General features: G+C 34.3%; 20 protein-coding genes. 15 read left to right on the top strand and 5 right to left on the bottom strand.

The window, feature by feature from the left end; genetic code table 11:
• Positions 1-145: 145 nt before the first annotated feature.
• Entirely contained in the window at positions 146-835 is a 690-nt protein-coding gene (locus BUB80_RS17545; RefSeq protein WP_073295615.1) for a DUF3667 domain-containing protein, read from the bottom strand.
• A gap of 87 nt (positions 836-922) precedes the next feature.
• Between BUB80_RS17545 and BUB80_RS17550 the strand changes: the two genes are divergently transcribed.
• Complete coding sequence (locus BUB80_RS17550; protein ID WP_073295618.1) at positions 923-1684, top strand: response regulator transcription factor; 762 nt, start codon at positions 923-925, stop codon at positions 1682-1684.
• 40 nt (positions 1685-1724) lie between these two features.
• Here BUB80_RS17550 and BUB80_RS17555 read toward each other — a convergent pair whose 3' ends face one another.
• Entirely contained in the window at positions 1725-2219 is a 495-nt protein-coding gene (locus BUB80_RS17555; RefSeq protein WP_073295621.1) for a DoxX family protein, read from the bottom strand.
• 153 nt (positions 2220-2372) lie between these two features.
• On the opposite strand from BUB80_RS17555, the gene BUB80_RS17560 reads away from it, so the two are divergent.
• Positions 2373-3074, top strand: coding sequence for a CoA transferase subunit A (locus tag BUB80_RS17560; protein WP_073295624.1), 702 nt, complete (start codon positions 2373-2375; stop codon positions 3072-3074).
• A 236-nt stretch (positions 3075-3310) separates the two neighbouring features.
• On the opposite strand, the gene BUB80_RS17565 is transcribed toward BUB80_RS17560, so the two are convergent.
• A complete protein-coding gene (locus tag BUB80_RS17565) occupies positions 3311-5116 on the bottom strand; it encodes an ABC transporter ATP-binding protein (protein WP_073295626.1) in 1806 nt (601 codons plus the stop codon).
• Positions 5117-5397: 281 nt separating this feature from the next.
• Between BUB80_RS17565 and BUB80_RS17570 the strand changes: the two genes are divergently transcribed.
• A complete protein-coding gene (locus BUB80_RS17570; RefSeq protein WP_054510610.1) occupies positions 5398-6051 on the top strand; it encodes a CoA transferase subunit B in 654 nt (217 codons plus the stop codon).
• A gap of 173 nt (positions 6052-6224) precedes the next feature.
• Here BUB80_RS17570 and BUB80_RS17575 read toward each other — a convergent pair whose 3' ends face one another.
• Positions 6225-7028, bottom strand: coding sequence for a DUF4197 domain-containing protein (locus tag BUB80_RS17575; protein ID WP_073295629.1), 804 nt, complete (start codon positions 7026-7028; stop codon positions 6225-6227).
• Between the two features lie 106 nt (positions 7029-7134).
• On the opposite strand from BUB80_RS17575, the gene BUB80_RS17580 reads away from it, so the two are divergent.
• From BUB80_RS17580 to BUB80_RS17625, 9 genes are all read left to right on the top strand, one after another.
• On the top strand, positions 7135-9393 hold the full coding sequence (locus tag BUB80_RS17580) for a beta-N-acetylhexosaminidase (RefSeq protein ID WP_073295632.1): 2259 nt from the start codon (positions 7135-7137) through the stop codon (positions 9391-9393).
• Between the two features lie 56 nt (positions 9394-9449).
• Positions 9450-10445, top strand: a complete 996-nt coding sequence (locus BUB80_RS17585; RefSeq protein ID WP_073295634.1) for an isoaspartyl peptidase/L-asparaginase family protein — start codon at positions 9450-9452, stop codon at positions 10443-10445.
• A gap of 74 nt (positions 10446-10519) precedes the next feature.
• Positions 10520-11059 carry a hypothetical protein gene (locus tag BUB80_RS17590; RefSeq protein WP_073295637.1) on the top strand — a complete coding sequence of 180 codons (540 nt, stop codon included), beginning with the start codon at positions 10520-10522 and terminating at the stop codon, positions 11057-11059.
• A 31-nt stretch (positions 11060-11090) separates the two neighbouring features.
• Positions 11091-11750, top strand: a complete 660-nt coding sequence (locus BUB80_RS17595; RefSeq protein ID WP_073295639.1) for a copper homeostasis protein CutC — start codon at positions 11091-11093, stop codon at positions 11748-11750.
• A gap of 176 nt (positions 11751-11926) precedes the next feature.
• Complete coding sequence (locus BUB80_RS17600) at positions 11927-14416, top strand: beta-mannosidase (RefSeq protein ID WP_073295642.1); 2490 nt, start codon at positions 11927-11929, stop codon at positions 14414-14416.
• Positions 14417-14571: 155 nt separating this feature from the next.
• A complete protein-coding gene (locus tag BUB80_RS17605) occupies positions 14572-15378 on the top strand; it encodes a hypothetical protein (protein WP_073295645.1) in 807 nt (268 codons plus the stop codon).
• Between the two features lie 5 nt (positions 15379-15383).
• Complete coding sequence (locus BUB80_RS17610; RefSeq protein WP_073295648.1) at positions 15384-15815, top strand: hypothetical protein; 432 nt, start codon at positions 15384-15386, stop codon at positions 15813-15815.
• Positions 15816-15830: 15 nt separating this feature from the next.
• Positions 15831-17096, top strand: a complete 1266-nt coding sequence (locus BUB80_RS17615) for an SPFH domain-containing protein (RefSeq protein WP_073295651.1) — start codon at positions 15831-15833, stop codon at positions 17094-17096.
• Between the two features lie 501 nt (positions 17097-17597).
• The gene (locus tag BUB80_RS17625) at positions 17598-18506 is read left to right on the top strand and encodes an AEC family transporter (protein WP_073295657.1); all 909 of its coding nucleotides are present in this window, start codon (positions 17598-17600) and stop codon (positions 18504-18506) included.
• Here the strand turns inward: BUB80_RS17625 and BUB80_RS17630 are convergent, their stop codons facing one another.
• On the bottom strand, positions 18507-18980 hold the full coding sequence (locus tag BUB80_RS17630; RefSeq protein ID WP_073295660.1) for a hypothetical protein: 474 nt from the start codon (positions 18978-18980) through the stop codon (positions 18507-18509).
• A 108-nt stretch (positions 18981-19088) separates the two neighbouring features.
• Here BUB80_RS17630 and priA point away from each other — a divergent pair, with 108 nt between their 5' ends.
• The 3 genes from priA to BUB80_RS17645 all read left to right on the top strand — a co-directional run bounded on the left by priA (position 19089) and on the right by BUB80_RS17645 (position 25179).
• The gene (gene priA / locus BUB80_RS17635; RefSeq protein WP_073295663.1) at positions 19089-21530 is read left to right on the top strand and encodes a replication restart helicase PriA; all 2442 of its coding nucleotides are present in this window, start codon (positions 19089-19091) and stop codon (positions 21528-21530) included.
• Between the two features lie 160 nt (positions 21531-21690).
• Positions 21691-23163, top strand: a complete 1473-nt coding sequence (gene dacB / locus BUB80_RS17640; RefSeq protein ID WP_073295666.1) for a D-alanyl-D-alanine carboxypeptidase/D-alanyl-D-alanine endopeptidase — start codon at positions 21691-21693, stop codon at positions 23161-23163.
• Between the two features lie 84 nt (positions 23164-23247).
• Positions 23248-25179, top strand: coding sequence for a M1 family metallopeptidase (locus BUB80_RS17645; RefSeq protein ID WP_073295669.1), 1932 nt, complete (start codon positions 23248-23250; stop codon positions 25177-25179).
• The last annotated feature ends 63 nt before the right edge of the window (positions 25180-25242 follow it).

The raw sequence follows: 25242 nt of genomic DNA on the forward strand, positions 1-25242 counted from the left end.
CACCGGAAATGATGCATAAAAAATCCGGAAAAGTAAAATCTTCCGGATTCGTATCTTAATTGATAACTTGTAAACCTATTTTAGGACTAGTCAAATATAAAAAGGAACAATAGAATGAAAATGACAATAATCATTCTATTATTTTTTAATGATGTGTAATTAGATTCATTACAACTCCTAAAATCATTATCGAAATTCCGAATGTAATCATTCCCAATATATAAGAAATAAAGGCTTTGAAATAACTGATTACCCTATTCTTATCGAAGAATTGCCCAACTGCCCAGGAAAAATAAACAAACACGATTACAGCAGCAATCTGCATGAGATGATATTTCGTTACTCCTTCAAAAATGGCAAAAACAGAAAACATCAGCATTTCCATTCCTAGAACAAAGCATAGGAGGATTAATATTTCAAAGAAATTATAATCATATTTCTTGAAAAATATTTTTAACCAAAAAGCAATAAATCCTCCCATTATGATATTAGAATAGCCATAATGACTTTGAACCCAATTATTAATCGCATTGAACTGCGAATCTTTTGCTCCATCAATTTTTATATAACTCTGTTCGATATGAAAAAAATGATTGATCAGCGTGTAAATTAGGGATGTAACAATAATAAAAATGATAGGTTTTACAAGTCTGCTTCGGTTTTCATTGATGAAATTTTTAATATTTTCTCCGGGTCTTATTAATAATTCCCGTACGGTGTATAAAATACCTCTCTCAAAATGTAAAATGTGCTCAATTTCATGGAGGATGTAGTGCCCGTCGATTCTTTTGGGTTTTAGGTTTTGCTTACAGTTGGTACAAAATTCTTCACTCATGGCTAGTTTAAATTTTAAATACAAAAAAAGATAATTGATTTTAAAAACACTTTACACTTTTGTTTAGTTTTTTGGTATTTTTATCAGATGGAAAATGAAAAGTACTCATTATTCAACCGAAATAAAATAAATGCAATATCTAACGAGGATAAACTTCAGTTTGGTAATTATTTGGAAGTCGTAAAATCTTTTGCTAAAATAACGTATCAAAGTGTGTATGTTATTGATTATGAAAAAATGAAGTTTGAATATGTTTCAGATAATCCATTGTTTTTATCTGGATATTCTGCTGAAGAAGTTACTGAAATGGGATATGAATTTTATTTTAGGAATGTACCCAAAGAAGATTTCGAATTATTGAGCATGATTAATGATCTTGGATTTGATTTTTATGACCAATTACCTAAAAATGATGAACGAAAATTATACAGTATTTCATATGATTTTCATTTAAAAGGTAAATATGATAAACCGATTCTTATTAACCATAAACTTACACCTCTTTTTCTTAGCGAAAATGGATCTGTCTGGAAATCATTATGTATCGTGTCTATTTCACATAATAAAAACGCGGGAAATGTAGCCATACATAAACAAGGTTCTGATGTGTTTTGGAAATTAGATATGTTAGAAAAAGTTTGGATTGCCGAAAATAAATCAAAACTTAAAGAAAAAGAACTGGAAATACTCCGATTATACGCTCAGGGATTAACGATCAATCAGATTGCCGAAAGAATATTTATTTCATCCGATACCTTAAAATATTACAGAAGAAAGATTTTTGATGCTTTTGGAGTTAAAAATTTTACAGAGGCACTTTCTTTTGCAATAGATAATAAGATTATTTAACTTAAAAATAAAAGCAGGAAAATTAATTCCTGCTTTTCTGTTATTTATAAGGATTTGCTTTTTTCTTTTTAATAAATCTATCAACACCAAAAGCTTTATAACCATACAATGAAAATAGTCCTAAGATCATGATGTATAAAACCTGTGGAAGATAGAAAAAATAGCTCAACCACGTAAAATTATCCATCGGACGGTTCCCAACTTTAGGATCAATAGGAATCAATTCTGTTGGAATAGAATGGATATCTTTTGTGAAAAGAGCCACAAGCATCACAATGATTAAGGCGAATGAACTCAGTCTTGTCAACAGTCCCAGAATCAATAATAATCCCCAGAACATTTCATTAGATGCAACAAAGTTAGCCATGAATTGAGGGTTTGAAAAGCCCAGACTTGTAATGGTTTTCAACATATATCCTTGAAAAACAGGATGGAATAGTTTATTGAAACCAGTGATAAAGAAGAATAAACCTATGCTTATTCTACATAGCACATAAAACACGTCTCCGATTTTGTTGAAATTTTCTTTTTGCATTGTGTATTCTATAATTAATTAAAAAAAACTGTGTGTGAGGGGGATTAAGAAGCCAAATGTATAAAAAGTTCAATCAAAATTCAAATAAATTCCTAGATACCGTAGTTATGAGAAAAATTATTAAATTTAGCCAACAGAAAAATCTAATATTTCATGATAGATAAAAGAGTAAAAAATGCAAAGGAGGCCATCGACGGAATTAAAGATGGAATGACTTTAATGTTGGGTGGTTTTGGACTTTGCGGGATTCCTGAAAACTCAATTAATGCTTTAGTAGAAAGCGATGTGAAAGATTTAACATGTATTTCAAATAATGCAGGTGTTGATGATTTCGGATTGGGATTATTGCTTCATAAAAGACAAATTAAGAAGATGATTTCTTCTTATGTAGGAGAAAATGCAGAGTTCGAAAGACAAATGCTTTCGGGAGAATTGGATGTTGAATTAACTCCACAGGGAACTCTTGCTGAAAAATGCAGAGCGGCTCAGGCTGGAATTCCTGCTTTTTATACGCCTGCAGGTTTCGGAACTGAAGTAGCTGAAGGTAAAGAAGTAAAAGATTTTCACGGCAAACCTCATATCTTGGAACATGCTTACGAAGCAGATTTCTCTATTGTTAAAGCTTGGAAAGGAGATCACGCAGGAAACCTTATTTTCAAAGGATCTGCAAGAAACTTTAACCATCCAATGGCTGGAGCGGCAAAAATTACGGTTGCTGAGGTAGAAGAATTGGTAGCACCGGGAGAATTAGATCCGAACCAAATTCACATTCCGGGAATTATGATCCAAAGAATTTTCCAGGGAGAAAAATTTGAAAAGAGAATTGAACAAAGAACAGTTAGAACGAAAGAATAATCTCTTTTGATGAAGAGTATTCGAAACAAAATATTTTAACACTTAGTTTTTACAACAAAGAAGAACACATTAGTTTTTGAAAATCTTTAGATATTGAGCGGAGTCGAAATATTCTTCTTATGTGCTCTTAATTATTTCCAAAGCTTTAGACCTTCTCAAGTGCTAAAATCTTTTGAAACTTTTGTGGTTAAAGAATAAAAATAAAGCGCTGAAATATTTTCAGCGCTTTGTTTATGTTATGATTCCGGGGAAATAAGCATTTTTCTTTCTCCGATTTGTTGGCGCCACATGGCGTAGTATAATCCTTTTTCGGCAATCAAATTATCGTGAGAACCCATTTCTATGACTTGTCCGCGTTCCAATACATAGATTCGATCTGCATGCATGATGGTGCTTAAACGGTGGGCAATAAGAACGGTGATCTGTTCCTTTTCTTTGGAAATGTTTTTGATGGTAGAGGTAATCTCTTCTTCAGTAATACTGTCCAATGCGGATGTTGCTTCATCAAAAATCAATAAATGTGGTTTTCTTAAAAGTGCTCTTGCAATAGCAATTCTTTGTTTTTCACCACCACTTAGTTTTAATCCACCTTCCCCGATAACGGTTTCAATGCCTTTTTCGGCTCTTTCTATTAATGCAGTACAACTCGATTTCTGTAGCGCTATTTCTATATCAACTTCTGAGGCGTTAGGATTCACAAAAAGAAGATTTTCTTTAATGGTTCCTGCAAAAAGTTGGGTATCTTGGGTTACAAAACCAATTTGATTTCTCAGTTCATCAAAATCAAATTCTTTTCCATTAATCGTATTGTAAAAAATATTTCCTTCCTGAGGTCTGTAAAGCCCAACCAGCAATTTCACCAACGTACTTTTTCCTGAACCACTTGGTCCTACAAAAGCGATGGTTTCACCGTTTTTAACATCAAAAGAGATATTATTTAAGGCTTTATATTGAGCAGACTGATGTTTGAAAGAAACGTGTTTAAATTCTAATTCTTCAATAGCCCCAATTTGTTTTGGATGAAGTGGTTTTTCTTCAACCTCTTTTTTCATTAAACGATCAAAATTAGTAAGGGACGCTTCGGCTTCACGATAAGAAATAATGATGTTCCCGATTTCCTGCATCGGCCCGAAAATAAAGAATCCATAAAACATTAGAGATAAATATTGTCCGGGAGTAACGATGTTTTTAAAAATTAATAATAACAAGGTCATGGTGATCATCTGTTGAAGAAAATTCACCATCGTTCCCTGAATAAAACTTAAAGAACGGATACTTTTAACCTTTCTAAGTTCAAGTCCAAGGATCTTGTACGTATTATTATTTAAACGGATAACTTCCTGATTGGTTAATCCTAAACTTTTAACAATCTCAATGTTTCTTAAGCTTTCCGTAGTACTTCCCGCTAAAGCAGTCGTTTCTGAAACGATATTTTTCTGGATGCTCTTGATTCTCTTACTTAATAAATTGGTAATAAAGGCAATTAGAAAAATTCCGCAAATATACACCGGCATAATCGACCAGTGTAAACGGATAGCATACACGGAAACGAAAATGATGCTGACTAAAATTCCGAAGAAAATATTAATAAAACTCGTAATAAATTTTACGGTATCTTCTCTTACTTTCGTTAAAATAGACAAGGTTTCACCACTTCTCTGGTCTTCAAATTCCTGATAGGGCAATGCCATGGAATGTTTTAACCCATCTGTAAAGATTTTCGCACCAAACTTTTGGGTTATCACACTTACGGCATAATCCTGAAAAGCTTTAGCAATTCTACTGATCATGGCTGTTCCGATAAGTAATCCTAAAAAATAGAAAACACCGTGGTAAATTCCATCTCCATATAAGTATTGATTTAGATTTCTTGATAAAAGTTTTTCCTTATCAAAAAAATTAGGGTGCGTAACCAGCTGATCCAGGATATTACCTGTGATCGCCGGAGCAAATAAAGAAAAAACCTGATTAATTGTTGCCAAAAATAAACAAAGGGCAATCAACCATTGGTAAGGTTTAAGGTATCTTAAAAGTATTTTCATTTTAATAAATAATTGTACAAAATTAACAATATTATTTTGACTAACAGTGTTAATAATTTTTATGATTATCTGTGATTTGACATAATTGAAAAAATCTTTGTATTAAAAATTATCCTTGTCAAGGTTCAAAACCTTGACAAGGATACTCTCAGAAGAATTTGCTTAAAGATATTCTTAAAAAGTACACTTTATCCCGAACTAAGGCGATAGTAATAATTTTGAACAACAAAGACCTTTTGTATTCAAGTGAAAATATTTAAATTGCAGTCTAAGTTTTTAATATGCTCACAAAAGAACAAATTGCTAAAAGAATTTCAAAAGAACTGAAAGATCGTTACTATGTAAATCTAGGAATAGGAATCCCTACTTTGGTCGCTAACTACGTTCCAGAAGGTATTTCCGTAGAATTTCAAAGTGAAAACGGAGTGTTGGGAATGGGACCTTTCCCTTTTGAAGGCGAAGAAGATGCAGACGTCATCAACGCTGGAAAACAAACGATCACGATCTTAGAAGGAGGTTCATTCTTCGACTCTGCATTCAGTTTCGGGATGATCAGAGGTCAGAAAGTAGACCTTACTATTCTTGGAGCAATGGAAGTTTCAGAAAACGGAGACATCGCCAACTGGAAAATCCCAGGCAAAATGGTGAAAGGAATGGGTGGCGCCATGGATTTGGTAGCTTCTGCAGAAAACATTATCGTAGCAATGATGCACGTTAATAAAGCAGGAGAAAGTAAGATCCTTAAAAAGTGTTCACTTCCTTTAACTGGTGTAAACTGTGTGAAAAGAGTTGTTACTGAATTAGCGGTTTTAGATGTTACTCCAGAAGGGTTCAAGTTGGTGGAAAGAGCACCCGGAATTTCAGTAGAACATATTGTAAAATCTACAGAAGCAGATCTTATCATTGAAGGAGAGATTCCAGAGATGCAATTCTAAATAAAAAAAACCTTGTCATTGACAAGGTTTTTTTATGACTTCATTAATTGACAAAACAAAATTACGTTATAATAAAACGGTTAGTATTAGGAATGTCATGCTGAACGTAGCCGAAGCATCTAATATTTTAATGGAGTATCTGTTTTAAGACAAAGCAAAATTACTTAATAAAATTACTTACCATCCTGCGCCCCAAAAACCTTCTGTAAAATAGAAGTGGTTCTCATGGCAGGTGTATCTCTTATTCCGCTTTCTTTTTGGGCTACCATTTTAAAAACTCCATTGATTGTTTCTGTGGTAACATATTCATTAATATCGGTTGTAACAGCTTGTCCGGTTAACGTATTATATTTTGAAATAATAGTTTTCCAAACGCTATCAGCACCTACTTTTCCTAATGAAGCTTTCACTTTTGGTTCGAAAGCAGTAAACAATTGGCTTTGAGTTTTACCCTGTAAATAAGTTGTTGCTGCATTATTAGATCCTAATAGAATATTCTTTGCATCGGTAATGGTCATTGATGTAATGGCACTCGTAAAAATAGGGGTGGCTTCCGTCACTGCATCTTCAGCAGCTCTGTTCAGTAATTTTACGCCTTGGTCAGCTAAACTTCCCATTCCTATGGAACGAAGGGTAGTATCTATTTTTCTCAGCTTTTCAGGCATTAGAATTTTTACTGCTTCATTTTTTAAAAAACCGTCTGTTACACCTAGTTTTTTTACGCCTTCTGTAACCCCAATACTTAAAGCTTCTTTTAATCCTGAAGAAATTTGTGTAGAGGTAAGATTACCAATGTTTACCGAAGAATGATTTGTTGAAGGAGTCGTCGTAGAAGTGGTTGGAGTATTTGTTTTCACAGGATTATTAAGGTCTACGCCCGTTTTATCCTTTACGGTAGATTTTATAATATCTAAAATTTGTGCCTGTGCAGAAACTGAAAATAACAGTACGCTGGCTAATAAAATTATTTTTCTCATCGTTTATTTTTCTGCAAAATTAGATGTTTTATTGTAGAATAAGTTAAAAAGTAGGTTGAAGTTTTTCAGAAAATAATTATATTCGCTAAAACCATAATCAAGCAAGATGATACGTTATCTATTTCTATTTTCTGTACTGCTTTCTAATGCATTTTTTTCTCAAACTCAATTGAATTTAATTCCTTATCCTCAAACTTTACAACTCAATGCCGGAAATTTTACTATTTCTGATATTCTTATATTGAGTAATGAATTGCCAAAAGAAGAAACGGATTACTTTAAAAAGAAACTAGATGCAAATATCAAATTTCAGCATTCAGGTAAGTCCGATGCACAATTGGTATATTCTCAGTTACCAAAATCAAATAATTCTCAGCAAAATAATGAGTTTTATACTCTTGAAGTTTTACCAAAGCAGATTCTCATTAAATCATATACCAAACAAGGATATTTTTTAGCGCTTCAAACATTAATTCAACTGATTGAATCTAATCAAAATAATAAAAAAATCCCTTGCTTAAAAATCGAAGACCAGCCTAAATTTGCATGGCGTGGAATGCATTTAGATGTGTGCCGCCACTTTTTCACGGTGAATGAAGTAAAGCAGTATATCGATTATCTGGCGATGTATAAACTGAATACTTTTCATTGGCACTTAACAGACGATCAGGGTTGGAGAATTGAGATTAAAAAATATCCGAAACTTACAGAAATTGGTTCAAAACGTAAAGAGTCGATGATTGGAGCGTATGTTGACAATACCTTTGACGGAAAACCATACGGACCTTATTTTTATACGCAAGAACAGATCAAAGAGGTGGTGAAATATGCTACGGAAAGACATATCACAGTAGTTCCAGAAATTGAAATGCCTGGTCACGCGTTGGCTGCATTATCTGCTTACCCTGAATTGGCTTGTACCAAAGGACCTTTCGAATCTGCTACAAAGTGGGGTGTTTTTGATGATGTTTTTTGTCCGAAAGAAGAGACTTTTACATTTTTAGAAAACGTGTTGGATGAGGTGATGAGTCTTTTTCCATCGCAATACATTCATATCGGTGGTGATGAATGTCCGAAAACAAGATGGAAAGAATGTGCTCATTGTCAGGAATTAATTAAGAAAAATAATTTGAAGGATGAACATGGTTTACAAAGTTATTTTATTCACAGAATTGAAAAATATGTCAACAGTAAAGGGCGAAAAATCATCGGCTGGGATGAAATCTTAGAAGGTGGATTAGCGCCCAATGCAGCCGTAATGAGCTGGACGGGAGTAAACGGAGGGATTGAAGCTGCAAAATCAAAACATTTTGCGGTAATGACACCGGGATCTTTTTGTTATTTTGATCATTATCAAGGGGATCCACAATCAGAGCCAAATGCTTTTGGTGGATTTACTCCTTTAGATAAAGTCTATTCTTACAACCCGATTCCATCAGAATTAAATGCAGAGGAAGCAAAATATATTTTGGGAGTGCAGGCTAATTTATGGACGGAATATATTCTGGATTTTAAACAGGTACAATACATGATTTTTCCAAGATTAATGGCACTTTCAGAAGTAGGTTGGGGAACTTCAGATCAGAAAAAATATAAAGAGTTCGAAGGAAGAGTGATCAATCAGTTCAAAGTGTTGGATAAAATGAATGTGAATTACGCCAAAAGCATTTACAATGTTTTAGGAAAAGTAATTTCAAATAATAGCAATGGAATAGCGTACGAACTTTCAACTTCTCAAAATTCAAGTGGGATAAAATATACGTTGGATGGTACAGATCCTACAGCAACTTCTCAGACGTATCAAAATCCAATTCCTGTTTCAAAATCAATGACGATTAAATCAGCTTATTTTGAAAATGGGCAGATAAAAAGTGCAGTTTCTTCTCAACAATTCACAATCTCAAAAACAACAGGTAAAACGATCACGTTAGAGGAGCAACCAAGTGAAAACTATTCTTTTGGCGGCGCTTTTACGTTAATTGATGGAATTATTGGAAATCAAAAACAGCTGGGTAAAACATGGCTAGGCTTTCAAGGAAAAGATGTTGTAGCAACAATTGATTTTGGAGATAAGACTCCATTTTCAGAAGTATCTTTTAATACCTTAGAAAATAAAGGAAGCTGGATTCATTTGGCAAAATCTGCACAAATTTTTGTTTCTGATGATAATAAAAATTTCAAATTAATTAAAGAAATCGGGAAAGATGAAATTCAAAATTCAAAAGGAAAAATAAAACTCAACGTGGGAAATCAAAATTCAAAATATATTAAAATTAAAATAGAAAACGCAGGAATTATTCCGGCTGGAAATCCGGGAGCCGACTCAAAAGCATGGCTTTTTGTTGACGAAATCGGTGCAAATTAAAAATATATGTAATCATCTAATCCTTAATTCCTGCAACCTAATACCTATAAAAAACGATGAACTCTAGAAGAAAATTTATAAAAAATACAGCCTTGGCATCTTCAGCATTATTGTTGAATCCATTGGATTTAATTGCTAAAGGTTTACCTGAAACAAATAATAAAATTGTCAATAAACCTATCGTACTTTCAACTTGGAATTTTGGTTTAAAAGCGAATGAAGAAGCTTGGACAATATTAGGGAAAGGAGGACGAGCCTTAGATGCCGTAGAAAAAGGCGTTCGTCTGGTTGAAAATGATCCCACTGAAAGAAGTGTGGGATATGGCGGTCGCCCCGACAGAGATGGTAGGGTGACATTGGATGCTTGTATTATGGACGAGAACTACAATATTGGTTCAGTTGCCTGTATCGAAAATATCAAAAACCCGATTTCTGTCGCAAGAGCCGTGATGGAGAAAACGCCGCACGTTATGTTGGTAGGTGATGGAGCCTTACAATTTGCAGTTTCTCAAGGTTTTAAAAAAGAAAATATTTTAACTGCTGAGTCTGAAAAAGAATGGAAGGAGTGGTTGAAAGACAGCAAGTATCAACCTATTGTAAACATTGAAAATCACGATACAATCGGAATGATTGCTTTGGACGCTCAAGGAAACCTTTCAGGAGCGTGTACAACGAGCGGAATGGCTTTTAAAATGCACGGAAGAGTAGGAGATTCTCCTATTATTGGAGCCGGATTGTTTGTTGATAATGAAGTAGGTGCTGCAACCGCAACCGGACACGGAGAAGAAGTTATCAGAACAGTGGGAACTCATCTTGTGGTAGAATTAATGCGACAAGGCCGAAAGCCTCAACAAGCTTGTAAAGAAGCGGTGGAAAGAATTGTACAAATTACGAAGAGAAGAAATAAGAATTTGAAAGATATTCAGGTTGGTTTTATTGCTATTAATAAAAAAGGGGAATATGGTTCATATTGTATTCAGGACGGGTTTAATTTTGCCGTTTATGATCAAAAAGGAAATCGTTTGGAAAAGCCTGAATTCGCTTTGAAGTAATTGATAGGAACGGGCTTTAGCCCGTTTTCAAAATATAAAATAATCAATTGGCTTTAGCCAAAACGTAAATAATAATGAAATTAATAATTCTTTCTTCCTTATTTTTAATGATTGCCTGTAAAGAAAAGGAAACTGAAAAAAGATCTGAATACAAAGCGCCAACAAAAGAAAATCCAATTTCAGAGAATAAATCCAATGAATCTGAAGATGCAAAAAAATGGCTGACAGAAAGTATTGAGAAATTTTTCAAAACAGATCTTTCTACAATGGATTCGGCTATGCAGAATATCACCACCAAAGACTATTATGAGTATAAAACAGATGCTACCAATGTAGAGATGGATACCGAGGGAAGTCTTACGGAAAAGGAGTTTGAACAAAAATGGAAAAGTAAGTTTAATATTGAAAAAGCAGGAACGGGTGTTGGATTTTTAATTTCAGGACAAGACTGGAATGAAATCAAAGTTTCAAAATGCAATTTCATTTCTCAAGATGGAAATACGTATTTGTTTGATGTGATTCTTGAGGATAAAGAATATAAAGCAGAATATCCAATTCAGGTGAAAGTAGTGAAAGAAAAAGAGGGATTTCGTATTGCTGATGTCCTTCAATAATATTTCCCAATTAAAATAAAAGAAGTCAAAAATGTCAAAAATAGAAATAGCGTGCTTCAATCCGGAATCGGCAATGATTGCTTTTGAAAACGGAGCCGACAGAATAGAATTGTGTGATGGATTAAGCGAAGGCGGAACCACACCAAACTTTGAAACAACAAAACAGCTTAGAGAAAAAATAAATATTCCGATTTTTGTAATGATCCGTCCTCGTGGTGGAGATTTTACCTATTCGGATGCCGAATTTGAGCAGATGAAAGAAGAATTGGTTCAATTAAAATCCTTGCGTATTGACGGTTTTGTCTTCGGAATTTTAGATGAAAATGAGGAAGTTAATATTGAACAGAATAAAGAATTGATTAAACTTGCAAAACCTTATCAATGTACATTTCACCGTGCTTTCGACAGAGCGAAAGGTTTAGAATCCTCTTTAGAAAAAGTAATTGATTGCGGATTTAAAACAATTCTTACTTCAGGTCAAAAACCCAATGTTTCTGAAGGAAAAGAAAACCTTAAAAAGCTGGTTGAGTTATCCAATGGAAGAATTGAAATTCTTGTCGGTGGCGGATTACGTTCCACAAATATTCAGGAAATAAGAGAATATACACAGGCTCAGTATTTCCATTCTTCTGCCATTACGGATGGTGGTTCTTTCGCGAATGCTGATGAGGTGATAGCTTTGAAAAAATAAATAAGTGTATGTAATTCAACGGTGTGTTTGTCATTCAGAACGGAACAAAGTGTAGTGAAGAATCTCAACTTAATATTCTTAAAAACTTAATTATAATCTTAATGTTTAAATATAATAATTTAGATTCTTCCTTCGTCAGAATGACAAACGGTACGCTAATTCAAATAAAATAATTAATGAACAAAACTTTCCTTTTTGCTTTCCTTTTTATTCAAAACCTTCTATTTTCCCAATTTTCAGAACGAAATTTATCTTCTGAAAAATGGCAATTCAAAAACTCAAAGGAACAAAAATGGCTTATCGCCACAGTTCCGGGAACGGTTCATTTGGATTTAATAAATAACAAAATCATTCCTGATCCTTACAAGGATGAAAATGAAAAGAAAGTTCAGTGGATAGAAAATGAAGATTGGGATTATCAGACATTATTTAAAATTTCCTCAACAGAATTAACCAACGAAAATATAGAGTTGGTATTTAACGGATTGGATACATTTTCAGAAATTTATCTGAATGGCAAACTATTGAAGAAAACAGATAATATGTTCAGGAAATGGGAGATTTCTGCTAAAGAACAATTGAAAGTTGGAGATAATTTATTACAAATCAAATTCAAATCTGCGGTTAATGTCGGAAAAGAATTAGCAAAAAAAGTTCCTTTTACAATGCCGGAATCTCCAAGAAGTTTTGTGAGAAAAGCGCAATATCAGTTTGGATGGGATTGGGGACCGAGATTGGTTACAGCAGGAATTTGGAAAGATATTAAGTTAAATTTCTGGAATAATGCTAAGCTTGAAAACGTCAAAATCGAGCAGAAAAGTTTAACAAAACAAAAAGCAGAACTCAGGATTCAAACAGAAATTATTGCAGATAAAGAAGGTAAGTATACTGTTTCCGTTAATAGTAAGACGAGCAATTTTCAATTAAAAAAAGGAAAAAACACCATTCAGATTCCTTTTACGATTAATAATCCAAAACTTTGGCAACCCAACGGTTGGGGCGATCCGAATTTGTATGACATGAAAATTTCACTACAAAAAGATTCAAAAATTATTGATAATAAAATTGAAAGAATTGGCTTAAGAACGATTGAATTAATCCAGGAAAAAGATGCTAAAGGAAAATCTTTCTATTTTAAAGTGAATGGAAATCCGATGTATGTAAAAGGAACGAACTGGATTCCTGCAGATAGCTTTTCTCCAAGAATTACCAAAGAAAAATATCAGAAATTGATTAAGGATTCCAAAGAAGCGAATATGAATATGGTTCGCATTTGGGGTGGTGGGATTTACGAAGATGACGAGTTTTACAAGGCTTGCGACGAAAACGGAATTATGGTATGGCAGGATTTTATGTTTGCCGGAAGTTTTTACCCTTCAGACGAAGCATTTTTAAACAATGTAAAAGACGAAGTAAAAGATCAGGTGAACCGACTTCAAAATCATGCATCAATTGCTTTATGGTGTGGAAATAATGAAGTGGATGAAGCGATTGTCAATTGGGGATATCAAAAGCAATTGAAATATTCAAAAGAAGATTCTTTACAGGTTTGGAAAGATTATAAAAAAGTTTTCCATGAATTAATACCCAATACGTTAAAAGAAAACTTAACGGCTGATAAAAATATCTATTGGCCAAGTTCACCGTCAATCGGTTGGGGACACAAAGAAAGCCTGACAGAAGGAGATTCTCATTATTGGGGCGTTTGGTGGGGCGAGCAGCCGTTTGAAATGTATAATGAAAAAGTTCCTAGATTTGCTTCAGAATACGGTTTTCAAGGAATGCCAACATTGGAAACTACAAAATCTATGTTTTCAGGAAACCCGAATTTAAGTTTGGAAAACGGAATCATTAAAGCACACGAAAAGCATTCGAGAGGTTGGGAAATCATTAACACCTACATGAAAAGGGATTACAATTTTCCGACAGACTTTGTGAAATATAATTATGTTTCTCAGCTACTTCAAGCCCGTGGCATGCAGATCGCCATTGAGTCCCATCGTCGGGCAAAACCTTACAATATGGGAACCCTGTATTGGCAGTTGAATGATTGCTGGCCTGTGGTTTCATGGTCTTCTATTGATTATTTAGGAAACTGGAAAGCGTTGCATTATCAGATAAAAAGAAGCTTTGAAAATCAGATCATTTTAACGGAAGAAAAAGATGGAGTTCTGAATTTTTATTTGGTAAATGATGAGTTAAAAAGGATTGATGGAGTGACATTAGATTTAGATATGGTTAAATTTAATGGAGAAAAGTCCGGCTCTGCAGGAACTGTAGATTCAAAAGATGTAGCTGAAAATAGTATACTAAAATTTGATTCCTTTTCACTTGAAGAAGTTATTGGGCATACAGATAAAAATGAAATGATCCTTAACATTACTGCCAGAGATAAAAGTGATAAAATCATTGCTCAAAATCATTATTTCTTCTCAAAGCCAAAAGATTTAAAGCTTACAAAACCAAACATTCAAATCAAGAAAATTTCTTCAACAGAAATTGAAATTTCCACAGACGTTTTGGCGAAAGATGTGTATTTAATTGGCGACGTACATTTCAGTGATAATTTCTTTGATCTGCTCCCGAAAACATCAAAAAGAATTACCCTTTCTAAACCTTTAGAAAAAGTTGAGGTAATAAGTTTGTGGGATACGATGAACAATTAAAATATAAGCTCAGTTGAGTTTTCAGACTAAAAGGATTGGTAGATAGCTAGTCCTTTTTTCGTAGGTATTAATGCGTAGGTGGCATTTACGGGAACCCGTAAAAATTCACAGGTGCTTTTTTATAACATTGTAAAAAAAATACTAATATCTATCGTATGTATAACGAAAAATTGGAAAGACTCATTGAGTTGGCATTAGCTGATGGGGAATTAACAGAGAAAGAAAAACAAGTGCTTTTTAAAAATGCCGAAGCCGAAGGAATAGACTTGGATGAATTTGAAATTGTTTTGGAAGCCAGACTTTTTGAAAAAACAAATGATAAAAATTCAACATCTGCTGCTCCTCAGTCCGATAAGCTCGGGGATATTAAAAAATGTCCTGGTTGTGGAGCCATTGCTGAAAGTTTTGCTACTAAATGTCCAGATTGCGGAACGGAATTTAGAAACATAGAAGTATCAAGCAGCATCATCAGATTTTTTGAAAAGCTAGATGAAGTAGAAGCAACCAGAGATGGTAATTTCTATTCCCAGCATACCAGTAGTAATATTAATCTTGTTACCATTGTACTTTGGATATTTTTATGGCCAATTCTTATATTTTTCAAAGGAATACAGTTTATTATTAATAAATCCAGACCGGGCAAATGGTCTACCACCGATGCTAGGAAAGAAGAATTGGTTTTGAATTATCCTGTTCCGGTTTCTAAAGAAGGGATACTTGAATTTCTCACATTGTCGGCAAGTAAGATCAATACCGCTTCTTATTTTTCTTTATTTTCAGAGCAAACTAAGTATAAGAATACATGGAATAAGATATGGCTTAAGAAAATAGAGCAGATTAATTCTAAAGCGTCTATTTCAATGAAAAGTGATACTGAAACCTATGGGGAAGTGTTTAGTATTGTCGAAAATGCGAGAAATGTTTTACCAGAGAAAATAATAGGAAGGTTTTTAAAGTATTAGGTTCAATGGTTATACTAGTGATAATTGTACTTCTATGGGGGAGTATTTCAAGTAAGCTTGATGAAAACAGAAATACTACCTATGCTTCAAAAGTTAAATCTGCTGAGAAGTTTATAGAAAATAAAAAATATGATGAGGCTGCAGAGCTTGCTGTCAATATTGATGATAAGCACAGTGTTGAAATCAAAAGCAAGATACAGCTGGCAAAGCTTACAGAACAGTTGGATACTTTAGAGCCTTTCATTCAAAATAAGGAATATTCTAAAATCCGCTTAGCATTAGAAAAAATGAGATGGGCTAGAATAAGTAATAAATCGGATTATAAAACAAAGGATATTGAAGAGGTTTCTTACAGGATTTTTATAGCAAAAAAAGAGGCGATTAATAATCAATTGCCTGAAAAAAAGAGAGCGGATATTGAAAGTATATACCTATAAATTTTAAAGAAAATCATGAGACTATTTGGAAATAAAAAGGAAGGAGGGATGATGGATGTGATCCGTTGTGACGAACAGGAATATCTGGTTTGGAAATGGAGCCCCTCAGGTACTGCCAATTCCACGAATAAAGAAAACAGTATCCGTTATGGAAGCAGTTTACGCGTAAAGGAAGGTGAGCTCGCCGTATTTTTTTATAAACAAAATGACGGAACCATTCAGGATTTTATACAAGGACCTCACGACCAGACGATCCATTCTGCGAACTTTCCAATTCTTACTAATATTGTAGGAGCAGCATTCGGGGGAGGTTCCCCGTTTCAGGCAGAGATCTATTTTATCAATCTTTCCGGAAATATACAGATCAAATTTGGAATTCCTTATTTTGATATGTATGATCCGAGATTGATGGATCTTGGAGTTCCATGTGCGGTACGCGGAACCCTGACTTTTAACCTGACCGATTATAAGAACTTCATTAAATTGAACCGGCTAATCAATTTTAGTCTGGATGATTTTAAAGTACAGATCAAGGATTTTTTTCAAAGGAAAATTAAGTCGGTGATGATCAGTGCCCCGCTGGACTATAATATTCCTGTCATGCAGATTGAAAGAAAAATTGATGAGGTAAGTGATATAATACAAGGCAGATTAAAAGATGAATTAGAAGAGTGTTTTGGAATTAATCTGAAGCGTCTGGATATAGGAACGATCGAGCTTGATAAAGAGCATCCTCATTATCAACAGCTTAAAAGAGCAACAGCTGATCAGCAAACGAAATTTACTGAGGCTAAAACAAATATTGAAATTGAAAATCTATCCGAAGTAACAAGAATCCAACGAAAAGACACGGAGCTGGGTGTAGAAGCGAAACATTTTGCTGTTCATCAGCTGAATCAGCATGCCGACGTCCTGAAAACAGCTGCTGCCAGCCTGGGAGGAATGAGCCATGTGGATTTAGGCCATGGAGATGGGTTAAATGCTGCAGGGCTTATGGTAGGAATGGGAGTCGGTGCTTCCATGAGAACGCAGCTTGGGGGGCTGATGGATAATATTACGAATACACCGCCCCCGATTACCCCGGAGCCCATGTTTCATATTGCCCGGAACGGACAGCAATTTGGACCCTACAATCTGGAATCTCTCAGACAGCTGGTACAATCCGGGCAGTTTTCAATGAATCACCACGTTTGGAAAGAAGGAATGTCAGGATGGGAATTAGCAGGGAATGTACCAGGAGTTGCCGGATTATTTAATGTCACACCACCACCAATAATTTAAAAACAATGAAATTTGATATTGTAAAAACCATGATTGCCATTGCTGTAAGCTGTCTTGTTGCTTATGGATGCTATACTTTTAATACCGGTGATCACAAAGAACTATTAACTGTCGGAAGTCTGATTTTTCTGATACCTACTTTAATTTTAACAATCGGTATCCAATTTAATCTACCCCGAACAAATTCACTGATTAAAACTGTTTCGGGTATGTTTTTCGGATTAGCTGTAGTGTGCAATCTTACATTTTCATTGGTAAGCTTTAAAGAACCGTCCTTATACATTATCGTATGTGGAGTCTTATTTTTGGTCTATCTCCTGATTGCCTACTCCATAAGTAGAGCGCATCAATAGCAGTTTTATTATTAAAAGTAAATCAACCTTATAGGTTTTCAAAACCTATAAGGCTTGAGAAAATAGAGAATAGGATTCAAAAAAAGATAAACTTTAGCTTTTCAACTCAAAAATCAGCCGTAAATTTGGGCTATAGTTTGATGTAATTATGGTAAATTTTGTTCTGATCGCGGTTTGCATTGTAGCAGGAATGATTTTCAAAGCAACAAAATCGATCCATCCCGATGCGCATAAAGGCATCAACACCTGGATTCTTTACCTGGCACTTCCTGCGGTTTCCTTTAAATATTTGCCTAAAGTTCACTGGACAACAGAAATGTTTTTTCCGATTGTCGCAACTTTCCTAATTGCTGTTTTTTGCTTCTTTTTCATGATGTTTTACGGCAAAAGTAAAGGCTATTCCAGAAGATCAAGAAGTACAATGGAATTGGTAAGTGGATACAGCAATACCTCATTCATTGGGTTTCCATTAATAGCAGCTTTTTATGGCGAAAGCCTTTTAAGTATCGCAATTATTTGTGATCAGACGATGTTTTTTGCGCTTTCAACTTTGGGAATTATTGCGGCTGTAAAAGGAGGAAGCAAATCAGGGAAAGTCAGTGCCTTATTTATTTTGAAAAGATTGGTCACTTTTCCGCCACTTGTTGGTTGTATTGCAGCTCTGGTTTTATCTCAATTTATTGATTTCACTTTAGCACAGCCATTTTTTGATAAACTGGCAGCCACCGTAAGTCCCTTAGCTTTGTTTTCGGTGGGATTACAATTAAAATTCAATGGTTGGAAAAAACTAATTCCTCAAATGTCAGTTTCAATGTTATATAAATTGATTTTGGCACCTGCGATTGTATTAGGATTAGCTTTATTATTAGGGATAAAAGGGGATGTAGCAAAGATTACGGTCTTTGAAGCGGCAATGCCAACCGTGGTAACTTCAAGTATCATTGCAGAACAATTTAGGCTCAATACCAAACTGACGAATTTAATTATTGGATTCAGTATTATTGTAGGGTTTCTGACGACGGCAATTTGGTATGAGATTATTGACTTAATATTTTAATTAGTTTATTAATTCAAAGTCATACAATATAATAGAGTCAATATTATCTTTCCACTGCTCAATATGTGAAGTATTACTTACAGACGGCATAATTGAAGTTGATTCATAGGAAGAGGCCCCTTTTAATCTTATTTTAGCTTTAAAAATCATTTTTTTTCCTGTTTTTTGAATTGTAAGCAAAATATTAACAGGAGTTGTCATCATTTGAGCTTCGGAAAATGTGAATTCGATACTGTTGTCTTTTATATCATCTTTCTTAAATTTTTGTAGCATATCAAGAAGATCCAATTTTTCTGTGATACTTTCTTCTTTGATGATTTTAAAACTGATGATTTTATTACCTTTGAATTCAGGGTTAAGAAGAATTTTTTCACCAATAGGAATTATAATTTCTCCCTTATTTAAAGAAACTTTTTCCTGAGCTTGGGTAATAATGATAAGAAATAAAAATAATAATGCAAGGATTTTTTTCATGGTTAGTTGTATTAAGTTGAAAAGTTGAATTGATATAACAACGATAAAAATAGAAAAAATTGCAGTTCTCTAAAGAAACATTTAATTTTACACTTTAAATATTTTCCCTTGCGATACGCCCAAATTGTTTTACCACTAAATTTAAAAGGTTCTTTCACGTATAAAGTTCCTGAGGAACTGATGTCTGTTATTCTGCTCGGAATGCGTGTTTTGGTTCCTTTTGGCGGAAAGAAAATTTATACGGGAATTGTTTTTGAACTTCATGACAACGAACCTGAAAATTTTGTGGCCAAAGAAGTCATAAGCCTTTTGGATGATGTTCCGATTTTACCGAAAGAACAGATCAATTTTTGGAATTGGCTTGCCGATTATTATTTGTGTGGGCTGGGAGAAATTTACCGTTTTGCATTTCCTTCTTCTTTGAAATTGGAAAGTGAAACATATTTAAAATTAAGAGCCAACGTAATGGTTGATTTTGAAAATCTGGATGTGAACGAAATGTATCTTATTCAGGCTTTGGAAGTCAGACAGCTGATTAATCTTTCAGATATTGAGGCTTTTATTCCGAAAAAAGAGATTATTAAAACCATCAATTCTTTGATTGATCTTCAATACATTGAGATTGATGAAAAGATAACGGAAAAATACAAAGCAAAAGAAGTAGCTTATGTAAAGATCAATCCATCGGTTTTAAGCAATCAAAACCTTACGGAGATCCTTTCAAAACTGAATAAAGCTCCGAAGCAAAAAGACCTTTTTCTTATTATTCTTGATAAACAGACTGAAGATCCTTCAGGCTTTATAAAGAAATCCGATTTGTTTGCAGATGGCAATTTTGGAAGTTCGCATTTTAAATCTTTAGTAGATAAGGATTTAGTGGAAGAATATTATATGCAGAAAGACAGGATTGAAAGTTATGATGGCGAAATTGAAGAAATCGAAGAACTTTCCGAACTTCAAAAAGTTGCAAAAGCTGAAGTTGATGAAGCATTTGAAGCCAAAGAAAATGTATTGCTTCATGGCGTTACTTCTTCTGGAAAGACGCATATTTATTTAGATAAAATTGAAGAATGCATCAACGAAGGAAAAAATGTATTATTCTTACTTCCTGAGATTTCTTTAACCAAGCAAATCACCCAAAGATTAGAAAAGAAGTATGGCCGACAAATCGGTTTTTATCACCAAAAGCTAACGGATTTTGAGCGGGTAGAAGTGTGGCGAAGAATCAAACAAAACGATATCCGAATTCTTATCGGAACACGAAATTCTTTGTTTTTACCGAATCAAAATTTGGGATTAATTATTGTGGATGAAGAACATGATTCTGCCTACAAACAGTTTACGCCTTATTTTAATGGGAAAGATTCAGCGTTGGTTCTAGCGAGTTTTTATGATGCAAGAGTAATCTTAGGATCAGCAACACCATCGGTGGAAAGCTACTATCGCGCAAGAAAAGGGAAGATGAAATATATTTTCCTTACAGAACGTTTCGGAAATGTAAACTTACCTGAATTTGAATTAATTAATTTTAAAGAGGCTCAGGATTCTAAAAAAGTATCAGGGAATTTTTCCTTACGATTAATTGAAGAACTTCAGAGAACATTAGACGATAAAAATCAGGCTATTATTCTTCACAACCGCCGTGGATATTCAAATGTGGTAGAATGTGAAAGTTGTGGCTACGTAAATTACTGTTCCAATTGCGATGTTGTGATGACATTTCATAAGGCCGCAAATGAAATGAAGTGTCATTATTGTGGTCAAAGAGCATCAAAACCTAAAGCCTGTCCAAAATGTAATTCTGAAAAACTGAATGAAAAAGGTGTCGGTGTAGAGCAGATCCATGAAGAGGTTTCTAAAATTTTCCCTGATAATGAAGTAGACCGAATGGATGTAGATTCTATGCGGAAAAAATTCGCCTACGAAAAATTATACGAAAAAATTGAAGATCGAGAAACTGATATTGTGGTAGGAACTCAGATGATTTCCAAAGGATTGGATTTTGATCATATAGAATTGGTAGGTATTCCGAAAGCAGATTCCTTATTATATGTTCAGGATTTCAGAGCGGAAGAAAGAGCCTATCAGTTGATTACGCAGGTTTCAGGAAGAGCGGGAAGAGTTTCAGGTAAAGGGAAGATTTTAATTCAGACCTATAATCCTGATCACTCTGTTTTTCAGCTGATCAAAATGAATAATACAGCGAAGATCTATAAATATTTCCTTACAGAACGTCAGAAATTTCACTATCCGCCTTTCACAAAACTCATTATGATCGAGATGAAACACAGGAGAGAAGATAAAGTAAACCGTGCTTCCCAGTTTTTAGGATCTATTCTAAGGAAATACCTTCCGGAAGACTGTGTGCTGGGTCCTGAAAGAGCACAGATTACAAGAATGAATAATCTCTATCAGTTTCAAATTATGCTGAAGCTTCCAAGAGGGAAAAACTATGAAAAGTTTAAGAGTATGGTTTTATTAAGTTTAAAAGAATTTGATGAAATTACTGCTTACCAAAGCATCAAAAAAGATGTTTTAGTGGACTTTTAACAATTTTTAACAAAATTTACAGTCTTTTATAAGCGTTAAAGGGTTGATTTCTAACAATAATTTCTACTTTTGGTCGTTGATTAAATGTTTGGTTCTTTTATTGATTGATTTTTAACGAATCTTTTTTATTTGAATCAAATAGAAAACAAAAACAAATTAGATGGTAAATTTCAGAAAATATGTTTCAAGTGTAGCAGTATTGGCTTCTGGTTTATTCCTCGCTCAATCTACTGTTTCTACGGTTCTTTATTCTCAGGCCTACGATAATCAAAAAAGCAACTTAAACTTGCCTTCTCCTATCGCTGCGGTAGTGGAGAAAACGGTATTGTCGGCTAAAGAATTGGTAGATATTAATGTAAACACAATGATGACAGATCCTGTGCTGAAAAACGCAACGTGGGGATTTGTAGTATATGATCCTAAAACGAAGAAGGTCATTTCTTCATACAATGAAAATACTCCTTTGGTTCCGGCTTCTACAACGAAATTATTAACTACAGAAACTGCATTGAATCTTTTAGGAGAGAATTATCGTTGGATGACGCAGTTGGAATACTCAGGAAGTGTGGATGAAAATGGGGTTTTAAACGGTAATCTCTATGTGGTAGGTAGTGGTGATCCTTCTTTAGGAACAAACAAAGCCGGAGCTTGGTCGTACAGAGATATTGTGGCAGACTTCATCAGTGGGATGTCTCGTGAGGGAATCAAAAAGGTAAATGGTGATATTATTATTCAGACAGCGCTTTTCAAGGGTAACATTTCGCGACTTCCGGAAAATGTTGTTTGGTTAGAGAACAATAATTATTATTTACCTGTTGGTACAACTCGTGAAATAAATCCTGCCAACGAAAAACTGATCGTTAAAAAAGGAAACACTTTCTCAGGAGAGAAAAAATTCTTCTATGTTTCTCCTTACAACAGCCAAATGGTTTTTGCAGATAAATATGAAGGTGACGGAATTTTAACTACAAAATTACCTGATGCACCTGCATTTTTAGCCAATACGTTGAGAGCAACCATGATAAAAAGCGGACTTGCTGTTACAGGAAAAGTAACGCCTAAAATGACAGATGCAACCCCTGAAAGCAGAAAGTTGGTTTCGTCTTATAAATCTCCAACGTTAGGTGATATTATTTACTATACGAACCAGCATAGTGATAATTCTTTAGCGGAGGCTTTATTGAAAACAGTAGGCTTCCAGAGTAAAGGAGATCAAACTTCAGAATCGGGAAGAATCGTGGTGACAAATCACCTAAAAGAAGATGGTTTTGATATGTTAGGATTGAATTATATCGATGGGAGCGGACTTTCAAGAAGTAATAATGTAACACCTATTTCTCAGGTTAAATATTTAACCTCTTTAATGGATGAAAAATACTATAAAACGTATTTAACTTCATTACCAATCGGTGGACAATCGGGAACGTTAAAAAGAATGTTTGTAGGAACAGGAAACGGACAAATTTTTGCAAAGACCGGAACTTTAAATAAAGTAAAAGCATTAGCAGGATATATGAAAACAAACTCAGGTAAGACTTTAGTGTTTTCATTGTTAGTTAATAATTATTCGGGATCGGTTGATATGGTGAAAAAAAGAATGGAAAAAATTCTTGAACCGGCCTTAGATCTTTAAGAAATATTTATTTCAATAATATAAGAACCTTTTAATCAATGATTAGAAGGTTTTTTTTATCTTTGATATTCTAATGTACTGAATATGAGAAAATTTTATCTGCTGGTTGTGGCTGTTTTAGCATTTCAACAATTATATAGTCAGACTCAGGATCAAAATATAGAAATGAAAGGGCTTATTGCAAAGGAAGCTAAATCTTTTGCCAAGAAAATGATAGCTTACAATATCAATCCTAACACCTTAAATTACGATTTGCAGTATCAGAGAATGGATGTTACTTTAAATCCATCGGTGTATAATATTTCGGGTTCGGTGACTTCTCATTTTAAGCCGACTCAAAGTATGAACAGTATCTATTTTGATCTGGCGAATACGCTAACGGTTTCTCAGGTACAATACCACGGAACAAATCTTATTTTTCAGCAACTTCCCACGAAAGAAGTGAAGATCGATTTTCCAGCTTCTCTTCCTGCCAATGTGTTGGATTCTCTAACCATACAATATGCGGGACCACCTGATACAGTTAACAGTGCTTTTGCAACAGGAACTCAAAATGGAAACTTTATACTTTCAACATTAAACGAACCGTATGGTGCCCAAGATTGGTTTCCTACCAAGCAAAGTATGAATGATAAAATCGACCGGTTTGATTTTAAAATTACAACACCCTCTCAATACAGCGTAGCAGCGAATGGAAAATTAATGTCTGAAACTTCTCTTCCGAATGGTCAGAAATTGACTTTCTGGAGGACAATGTATCCAACATCGGCTTACTTGATTGCTCTTGCGATTACGAATTTCGTGAAATTAAATGATACCATGGGAAATCCTCCTTTTCCATTTGTGAATTATTTATATCCTACTTCTGCCAGCAATCCATCCATTATGGCTGATATTGATTGGACGAAGCAGATCATGAATACTTTTGAAACGTACTTTGGGTTGTATCCTTTCCGAAATGAAAAGTATGGGCATATGGAGTTTCAATATGGAGGGACGTGTATGGAGCATCAGACGATGTCTTCTATGAGCGGTTGGAATAAACCGGTGATTGCTCATGAGCTGGCTCATCAATGGTTTGGAGATAAAGTAACCTGCGGTGCATGGAATGACATTTGGCTGAACGAAGGTTTTGCCACATTTGGTGAGCATTTAGCAAATGAGAAGCTGCTCATGACGACTCCTCAGTTTATGAATTATTTGCTTGGGCAGAAAGATTATATCACAAGCGCTCCGGGTGGAAGTACCTATGTTCCAGATTCAAAATTAGGGAATGTTGGAGACATTTTCAACGGTAGATTATCTTATGCGAAAGGTGGATATGTTGTAAGAATGATTAAATGGATTTTAGGAGATACGGTTTTTTATCAGGCGATTAAAGACTATCATGCAAGACCAAACTTAGCTTATAATTATGCAAAAACACAGGATCTAAGTGCTTCTTTATTGCAGTCTACAGGAAAAGATTTTACAGAATTTTTTAATGATTGGATTTATGGGGAAGGGTATCCAACTTATACGATAAAGTGGAAGCAGGTGGGTAATCAGGTAACCTTTAAAGCATCACAAACGCAAAGCAGCCCTGTGGTAAGCTTTTTTGAAATGCCTTTGCCTATAAAAGTGACAGGAACAGGCGGAGAAACAGCTTATTTTGCCTTAAATAATACCACAAACAATCAGTATTTTACACAATCTGTTTCGTTTCCTATAGCCAGTGTACAGTTTAATTATGAATATCAGTTGGTGGAAAAAAACTCTACGGTAGCTCAGGATAATACATTGTCTACAGAAGACTTGAGTGTTGACCAGTTTTCATTATATCCAAATCCTGCAAAGAATGAACTGTATATAAAAGGAATTGCTAAACCAACAGAATACACAATTCATTTTGTAGATGGTAAATTGGTTAGAAAGGATAAATATCAGCCTAATAAACCAATTAATATTTCAGAACTTATTCCGGGGACATACATTTTCACAATCAAAGAAAAAAATATTAAGTTTATTAAGCATTAAAATAATATTTTAAAAGCATAGGAAAAGCCTTCATTATTGAAGGCTTTTTTGATTAATACTATT

The sequence above is a fragment of the Chryseobacterium polytrichastri genome, assembly GCF_900142445.1.
In the GTDB taxonomy this organism is placed as follows: Bacteria; Bacteroidota; Bacteroidia; order Flavobacteriales; family Weeksellaceae; genus Chryseobacterium; species Chryseobacterium polytrichastri.